Here is a 7,970-nt window from a genome sequence, read left to right on the forward strand (position 1 = left end):
GGTCCGGGGCGGCGCGCGGCCCCGGCACGCGCTCCCGGCAGCGGGGCCGCCGCTGCGTGGCTGGCGGGGAGCGGCGCCGGTAGGGTGACCGGGAGGGGCCGGCGACGGCTCCTCCCCGCCCGGCGCGCACGGACAGCCGCGCACGGACAGCCGCGCACGGGCAGAAGCACATCAAGCAGACAAGTGAGGACACCCATGCCGCCCGTGGAAGCCGGTCTTCTGGAGATCCTCGCCTGCCCGGCCTGCGGCTCCGCGCTGCGCGCCGGCGAGGACGGCAGCGAGCTCATCTGCACGAACGAGAGCTGCGGCCTCGCCTACCCCCTCCGCGACGACATTCCCGTCCTGCTGGAGGACGAGGCACGCAGGCCGTCCTGACCCCTCCTGAGACACTTCCCGGACCTCCCCGGCCACCCCCGGGCGAATCGGAGTCCCGACATGATCGACGAATCGCTGCTGGACGCCCCCGACGCGCTCGACCGGGCCGATCTGCGCGGACTGCTGCGCTCCGTCGCCGCCTCCGGCGCCCAGGTGCGCACCGCGCTGCGCGCCGTCCAGGAATCGCCGGTGCCCCGGCTGCAGCCCGACGGCCGCCCCGGCACCGTACTGGTGGCCGGGCCCGGTCCGGACACCGCGCTCACCGCCGGCCTGCTCTCCGCGCTGATCGACGAGAACGTCCGGGTCGCCCGGCTCCCCGCCACCGGCGCGCTCGCCGCGCCCGGCGCCCTGCGCTGGCCGCTGCCGCACTGGGCCGGAGCCCTGGACCTGCTCCTGATCACCAGCACCGACGGCAGCGAGCCCGGCCTCGGCGAACTGCTGGAGACCGCCTACCGCCGCGGCCTGACCGTGGTCACCGTGGCCCCGGACCGCTCCTCGCTCTCCGACCTCACCCTGCGCCGCCGCAGCCTGACCATAGAGCTGACCCACGCCCCGCGCGTGGAGCTGCCCGCCCACCCCGCCGCCCCCGGACCGCAGTGGTCCCTGGTCACCCCGCTGCTCTACCTCTGCGGCCGGCTCGGACTGTGCGCCGCCGGCGAGGACGCCCTGCTCGCCCTGGCCGACCGGCTGGACGCCACCGCCGAGCGCTGCGGCCCGGCCGTCCCGGTGGACGCCAACCCGGCCAAGGCGCTGGCCGCCGAGTTCGCCGGCTCGCTGCCGCTGCTGTGGAGCGACGGCCTGCTCGCCTCGGCCGCCGCCCGGCACGGCGCCGCCACCCTGACCGGCCTGTCCGGCCTGCCCGCGCTCAGCGCCGACCTGCCCGAGGCCATGACCGCGCACGGGGCGCTGCTCGGCGGCAGTCTCACCGGCGGCCCGGAGGCCGACGACTTCTTCCGCGACCGGGTCGAGGAGCCACCCGCGCTGCACGCCCGCGTGGTGCTGCTGCGCAGCCCGGCCGTGCTGGAGCCGCCGGGCAGCAACTTCGGCAACGGCGGCGGGGCCGAGCGCCCCGAGCGCCCCGGGCGCCAGGCCGGCACCCGGTTCAGCGCCGCCGACGCCGCCCGGGAACTGGCCGTGGAACAGGGCGCCGCCCTCAGCGAGCTGACCCCGACCGACCTGAGCACCCCGCTGGAGGCCGCCGCCGAGCTGATCGCCCAGCTCGATTTCACCGCCGTTTACCTGGCGCTCACCTCCAGCAACCGATCATGACCCGGCGGGCCGGGCCCTCCCGGCCACCGGCCCGCCTGCTCCCCACCGCCGGATCCGCCGCCGGGCACCGCCCGCTCACCGCACGGGAACCACCGTTATGGACCGTCTCGTCAACGCCGTCCGCCCCTACGCCTGGGGCTCCACCACCGCCCTCCCGGAGCTGCTGGGCACCGAGCCCACCGGCCAGCCCCAGGCCGAACTGTGGATGGGCGCCCACCCCGGCGCCCCCTCCCTGGTGGACCGCGGCGACGGCGGCCCCGTCCCGCTCAACGAGCTGATCGCCGCCGACCCGGAGCGGGAGCTCGGCCGCGCCGCCGCCCAGGCCTTCGGGCCCCGCCTGCCGTTCCTGCTCAAGGTGCTGGCCGCCGCCTCCCCGCTCTCCCTCCAGGTCCACCCCGACCTGGCCCAGGCGCAGGCCGGTTTCGACGACGAGGAAGGCCGCGGCATCCCGCCCGCCGCTCCGCACCGCAACTACAAGGACGCCAACCACAAGCCCGAGCTGATCTGCGCGCTCACCCCGTTCGAGGGCCTGTGCGGCTTCCGCCCCGCCGCAGAGACCGCCGGGCTGCTCGCCGCGCTCGACGTCGACCAGCTCAAGCCCTACGCCGACATCCTGGGCGCCGCCCGCCCCGAGGACGCCGCCCTGCGCGAGGTCTTCACCGCCGTCCTCACCGCCGACCGCACCGCGGTGGCCGAAACCGTGCACCTGGCCGCCGAGGCCGCCCGCCGCCGCGCCGGCGAGGGCGGCCCCTGGGCCACGGCCTGCGCCGCGTACGCCGCCATCGCCCAGGAGTACCCCGGCGACCCGGGCGTGCTCGCCGCCATGCTGCTCAACCATGTGCGCCTCCAGCCCGGGGAGGCCCTCTTCCTGGACGCCGGCGTGCCGCACGCCTACCTCAGGGGCATGGGCGTGGAGATCATGGCCAACTCCGACAACGTGCTGCGCTGCGGCCTGACCCCCAAGCACGTGGACGTGCCCGAGCTGCTGCGCATCGTGCGCTTCGAGGGCGGCGAAGCGGGCGTGCTGCGCCCGGAGGCGGGCCCGGAGGGCGAGGAGGTGTACACCACACCGGTCAGCGAGTTCCGGCTGTCCCGCTATGTGCTGGCCCCCGGCGCCGAGCCGCGCGCCCTGCCCGCCGGCCTGCCGCAGATCCTGCTCTGCACCGACGGCATGATCGGCCTCGCCGGCGGCCCGGGCGGGCGCGAGCTGACCCTGCGGCGCGGCGAGTCCGCCTACGTGCCGGCCGACCAGCGCACGGTGCGGGCGGAAGGCCCCGGCACGGTCTTCCGCGCCACCGTCCGGCTCTGAGCATCCGGCACAGGGCCGGGGCGGTTTTCGGACGGTGCGTCATACGGCCTTGAAGCCGCCCACCGCCCGGCTGCTAGATTCGGTGACGACCGCAGTATCACGTCGCTGCTGATGGCAGTCGGGGCGGCCCGCCGGACGGGCCCGTGCCCGGCCGAGGGGAAAGAAGGCCCTCCGACGGACCGGTGCGGCCAGGGGAAGCCGCCCCCGCGCGCAACGGAACGGCGCGGGCGCTGCCCCGTCCCCGGCGCACCCTGCCCGCCAAGACCGTCAGACGAGGAGCAGCCTCATGTCCGCAAGCGCGTCCGCACATCCCGACTTCAAGGTCGCCGATCTCTCCCTTGCCGAGTTCGGCCGCAAGGAGATCACCCTCGCCGAGCACGAGATGCCCGGCCTGATGGCGATCCGCCGCGAGTACGCCGAGGCCAGGCCGCTGGCCGGCGCCCGCATCACCGGCTCCCTGCACATGACCGTGCAGACCGCCGTGCTGATCGAGACGCTGGTGGCGCTCGGCGCCGAGGTCCGCTGGGCCTCCTGCAACATCTTCTCCACCCAGGACCACGCCGCCGCGGCGGTCGCGGTGGGCCCCGAGGGCACCCCCGAGGACCCGCGCGGCATCCCGGTCTTCGCCTGGAAGGGCGAGACCCTGGAGGAGTACTGGTGGTGCACCGAACAGGCGCTGACCTGGCCCGGCACCCCCACCGGCGGACCCAACATGATCCTGGACGACGGCGGCGACGCCACCCTGCTGGTGCACAAGGGCGTGGTGTGCGAGAAGGACGGCCAGGTGCCCGCCTCGGAGACCGCCGGCAGCGAGGAGGAGGCCGTCATCCTGCGGCTGCTGGCCCGCACCCTGGGCGAGTCGCCGCAGAAGTGGACCCAGCTCTCCTCCGAGATCCGCGGGGTCACCGAGGAGACCACCACCGGCGTCCACCGGCTGTACGAGATGCAGCGCGAGGGCACCCTGCTCTTCCCGGCCGTCAACGTCAACGACTCGGTCACCAAGTCGAAGTTCGACAACAAGTACGGCTGCCGCCACTCGCTGGTCGACGGCATCAACCGCGCCACCGATGTGCTGATCGGCGGCAAGGTGGCGGTGATCTGCGGCTACGGCGACGTCGGCAAGGGCTGCGCCGAATCGCTGCGCGGCCAGGGGGCCCGGGTGATCATCACCGAGATCGACCCCATCTGCGCCCTCCAGGCCGCCATGGACGGCTACCAGGTGGCCCGGCTGGAGGACGTCGTCGACACGGCCGACATCTTCATCACCGCCACCGGCAACAAGGACGTCATCCGCGCCGAGCACCTGCTGCGGATGAAGCACCAGGCGATCGTCGGCAACATCGGCCACTTCGACAACGAGATCGACATGGCCGGCCTGGCCGCCGTCCCCGGCGTGGTCAAGGACGAGGTCAAGCCCCAGGTGCACACCTGGACCTTCACCGACGGCCGCTCGATCATCGTGCTCTCCGAGGGCCGCCTGCTGAACCTCGGCAACGCCACCGGCCACCCGTCGTTCGTGATGTCCAACAGCTTCGCGAACCAGACGATCGCCCAGATCGAGCTGTTCACCAAGACCGACGAGTACCCGATCGGCGTGTACACCCTGCCCAAGCACCTGGACGAGAAGGTCGCCCGGCTGCACCTGGACGCCCTCGGCGCCCGGCTCACCGAGCTCACCCCCGAGCAGGCCGCCTACATCGGCGTCCCGGTCCAGGGCCCGTACAAGTCCGAGCACTACCGCTACTGACCGGCCTCCGGTCCACGACGCGCCGCGGCCGCCCGGAGCACCCCCTCCCGGCGGCCGCGCCCCGTCGTCTCCTCCGTCCCCTGTCCCGACCGCCCAGGGCGCCTGTACCGACATGCCGCGTGGCCGCTACCTCCTCCACGATCCCCACGACCGCACCCCGCTCGGCGAGGAGCGGTTCCAGTGCGCGCCCGGACCCTCCGGCTGGCGCTACACCGCCCGCCGCCTCACCCCGGACGGCCGGACCTCCGGCTCGGTCGACCTCACCCTGGACCAGCTCGGCCGCCCTCTGCGCCTGGAGCTGCGGGCCGGCCGGTGGCAGGTGCGCGGCGCCGCCCTGGACGGGCTGAGCTGGGTGCGCACCGACCCGGCCGGCGAGCACGCCGAGCCCGGCAGCGTCCGGGCCCATGCCTTCACCGGCAGTTCACCGGCCCACCTGGTCGCCGTTGCCCGCCTGCTGCGGCTCACCGCCGGCGGCCCGGCCGCCCGGGTCCGGCTGCTCGCCCTCACCGAGCCCGTCCTGGCCCCGCGCACCCTGGACCAGAGCTGGACCCTGCTCGGCAGCACACCGCACCACGACCGGACGGGGAGCGAGATCACCAGCGAGATCACCGTCGACGACTACCAGGTCGACGACCTGGAGACCGGCGAACGCCGGATGGTGCACCTCAGCGGCGACATCGTGCTCGCCGCTCCCGGCATCGAACTGGACGACCTGGACGCGCCCCCTTCCGACTGGTCCACGGCCGCGGCCTGACCCGCTGCACCCCCTGCCGTGCCGTGCCCGGCCGCGCCCGGCCGCGCGGTCACGCCGGCGGCACGAACCCGCCGCTCCCGCCCCTGCCTCCGGCACCGGCACCGCCGGTGTGCTGCCCTGCCCCGGACGGCTCGCCCGGCGGCCCCGCCGACGGGACAGCCGGCGGCGGGGACGGAGGTGCCGTCCGCTCCGGAGGCCGCCCCGGCCGGAACCCCTCCCCGAGGAGCAGCGCCTGCCGTACCTGCTGCTCCTCCACCTGCAACCGCCACGCGTCACGCCGCTGCCGCTCCCAGGCCACCCCCCGCAGATACCTGGCCGGGTCGGCCCCGGGCGGCGCCGGCCTGCCCGTCAGCCGCACCAGATCGCCGGCCAGCCGCTCCGCCATGGACCGCCCCACCCGGGCGTCCATCTTCGGCAGCCGGGCCAGCAGCTGCCGCACGGTGAGCCACAGCCCGTCCGGCACCCGGGACAGATCAAGCTCCGCGAACTGCCCCGCCAGCTCCGGCGGGGGCGGCGGCAGCGGCCAGGCACGCGGCGCCGGTATCCGCTCGCGCACCACCAGCGTCCCGGCGAACACATCCCCGATGCGACGCCCCCGCTCGGACACCAGCGAGGCGATGCACGCCACCGACCCGGTGGTCAGCAGGATCTCCACCACCCCGACCAGGCCCCGCACCAGCGCATGCCGGAACCGGACCGGGCCGCCGTCGCCGCGCACCACCCGGAGCCCGAAGATCAGCTTGCCCAGCGACTTGCCGCGGGACAGTGTCTCCACCGCCACCGGCACCCCCACCAGGATCAGCGCCAGCAGCCCCGTCGCCGTCGCCGCCGACGCCGCGAACCCGAGATCCTGCACCGCGCTGAGCAGCACCAGCGTCACCAGGTAGTAGCCGGCGAGCAGCACGGCCAGATCGATGGCGATGGCCAGTGCCCGGCTCAGCAGCTTCGCGGGCTGCAGACCCAGGACAACGGCGTCGCCGGTCACCGGATTGCTCATGGCCGCCCATCCTCCCCGCGTCCGTCCCGTACGGCCAGTCCGTACTGATCACCAATCGGACACACCGCCGACCCGGGCACTGCCTCCACCCCTCATCGTCTGAGAAGGTCGTGCCATGGACGTCGACGTGTTCGTGGCCGCGCACCGCCACGAGTGGGACCGGCTGGCCCAGCTGCTGCGCCGCAGCCGGCGGCTCAGCGGTGCCGAGACGGACGAGCTGGTGCTCCTGTACCAGCGCACCGCCACCCATCTCTCCCAGCTCCAGAGCTGGGCACCCGACCCGGCCGTGGTCAACCGGCTCACCACGCTGGTGGCCCGGGCCCGGAGCGTGGTGGTCGGCACCCGGCGCGCCACCTGGCGGGACGCACTGCACTACTTCACCGCCGGGTTCCCGGCCGCGTGCTACCGCACACGCCACTGGTGGCTGCCCACCGCCCTGGTCTTCATCCTGGCCACCGCGGGCATCGGGGCCTGGATCGCCGGCAGCCCCGAGGTGCAGGCCACCATCGGCGCCCCCGAGGAGCTGCGGGAGATGACCCGCCCCGGCGGCGGCTACGAGACGTACTACTCCAGCAGCCCGGCCGCGGCCTTTTCCTTCCAGGTCTGGACCAACAACGTGGTGGTCGCGGGCATCTCCCTGACCCTGGGCGTCTTCCTGGGAATTCCTGTGCTCTGGGTGCTGTTGCAGAATGCAGTGAACGTCGGCACCGGCGTGGGCCTGATGGCCGCGGCGGACCGGCTGGACGTCTTCCTCGGCCTGATCCTCCCGCACGGCCTCCTCGAACTCACCGCTGTGTTCATCGCGGCGGGGGTGGGGCTCCGGCTGGGCTGGACGGTGATCGACCCGGGGCGCCTGACCCGGACCGCGGCCCTGGCCCGGGAGGGCCGCGCCGCCCTGGGCATGGTGATCGGCCTCACCCTGGTGCTGCTGGTCTCCGGCCTGATCGAAGGGCTGGTCACTCCCTCGCCGCTGCCCACCTGGGCCCGCATCGGCATCGGGGTGGCGGTGGAGACGGCCTTCCTCTGCTACGTCCTCATCGTCGGCCGCCGTGCCGTCCGTGCGGGCGAGACGGGGGATGTGGCCACCGCGGACCGCGAGGACGAGCTGCCGGTGGCCGCCTGATCGGCGGCCCCGGATCTCTGCTTGACAGCCATCCGGGGGACGCGTAATGTAGTCCGAGCTGCCACCGCCGAGGACTGAAAAGCCGCCCGGCAGAGCAGCGCGGTGAAGCCGCAGCGGAGCCCCATTCCGGGATTCCGCAGCGAGCCACCGACTCCGACTCACTTCCCTCAACGGGCCCGGTTTCCGTGCGCACTCAGCGCGGTGAAATCAGCCCCGCGGAGATGTGGTAGCGTCGGAAGCACCGAAACGGAGAAACACCCGGAGGGATTCCCGAGAGGGTTACCGAAGGCAGTGTCCGTTCCTTGAGAACTCAACAGCGTGCCAAAAGTCAACGCCAGATATTTGGCAACCCCGTCGCCATGGGGCCGGATGTGTGTCCGGTTGTCCGTGGTGGAT

7 protein-coding genes are annotated in these 7,970 nt (G+C 74.1%); 6 read left to right on the forward strand and 1 reads right to left on the reverse strand.

The features are described 5' to 3' along the window. Window positions 1-195 precede the first annotated feature (195 nt). The 5 genes from GQS09_RS17415 (at window position 196) to GQS09_RS17435 (ending at window position 5,454) form a co-directional block, all read left to right on the forward strand. Complete coding sequence (locus GQS09_RS17415) at window positions 196-375, forward strand: Trm112 family protein (RefSeq protein ID WP_165987242.1); 180 nt, start codon at window positions 196-198, stop codon at window positions 373-375. Between the two features lie 60 nt (window positions 376-435). Beyond that, entirely contained in the window at window positions 436-1,644 is a 1,209-nt protein-coding gene (locus tag GQS09_RS17420; protein WP_165987244.1) for an SIS domain-containing protein, read from the forward strand. 97 nt (window positions 1,645-1,741) lie between these two features. After that, a complete protein-coding gene (gene manA / locus GQS09_RS17425) occupies window positions 1,742-2,953 on the forward strand; it encodes a mannose-6-phosphate isomerase, class I (protein WP_165987246.1) in 1,212 nt (403 codons plus the stop codon). 286 nt (window positions 2,954-3,239) lie between these two features. Next, a complete protein-coding gene (gene ahcY, locus GQS09_RS17430) occupies window positions 3,240-4,700 on the forward strand; it encodes an adenosylhomocysteinase (RefSeq protein ID WP_165987248.1) in 1,461 nt (486 codons plus the stop codon). Window positions 4,701-4,812: 112 nt separating this feature from the next. Next, window positions 4,813-5,454 carry a hypothetical protein gene (locus GQS09_RS17435; RefSeq protein ID WP_165987250.1) on the forward strand — a complete coding sequence of 214 codons (642 nt, stop codon included), beginning with the start codon at window positions 4,813-4,815 and terminating at the stop codon, window positions 5,452-5,454. Between the two features lie 49 nt (window positions 5,455-5,503). On the opposite strand, the gene GQS09_RS17440 is transcribed toward GQS09_RS17435, so the two are convergent. After that, entirely contained in the window at window positions 5,504-6,451 is a 948-nt protein-coding gene (locus GQS09_RS17440; RefSeq protein WP_207957955.1) for an RDD family protein, read from the reverse strand. Window positions 6,452-6,566: 115 nt separating this feature from the next. On the opposite strand from GQS09_RS17440, the gene GQS09_RS17445 reads away from it, so the two are divergent. Continuing rightward, window positions 6,567-7,574 (forward strand): stage II sporulation protein M, encoded by a 1,008-nt coding sequence (locus GQS09_RS17445; protein WP_165987252.1) that lies wholly within the window; start codon window positions 6,567-6,569, stop codon window positions 7,572-7,574. Window positions 7,575-7,970: the final 396 nt, after the last annotated feature.

This window comes from Streptomyces sp. YIM 98790 (genome assembly GCF_011421595.1).
In the GTDB taxonomy this organism is placed as follows: Bacteria; Actinomycetota; Actinomycetes; order Streptomycetales; family Streptomycetaceae; genus Streptomyces.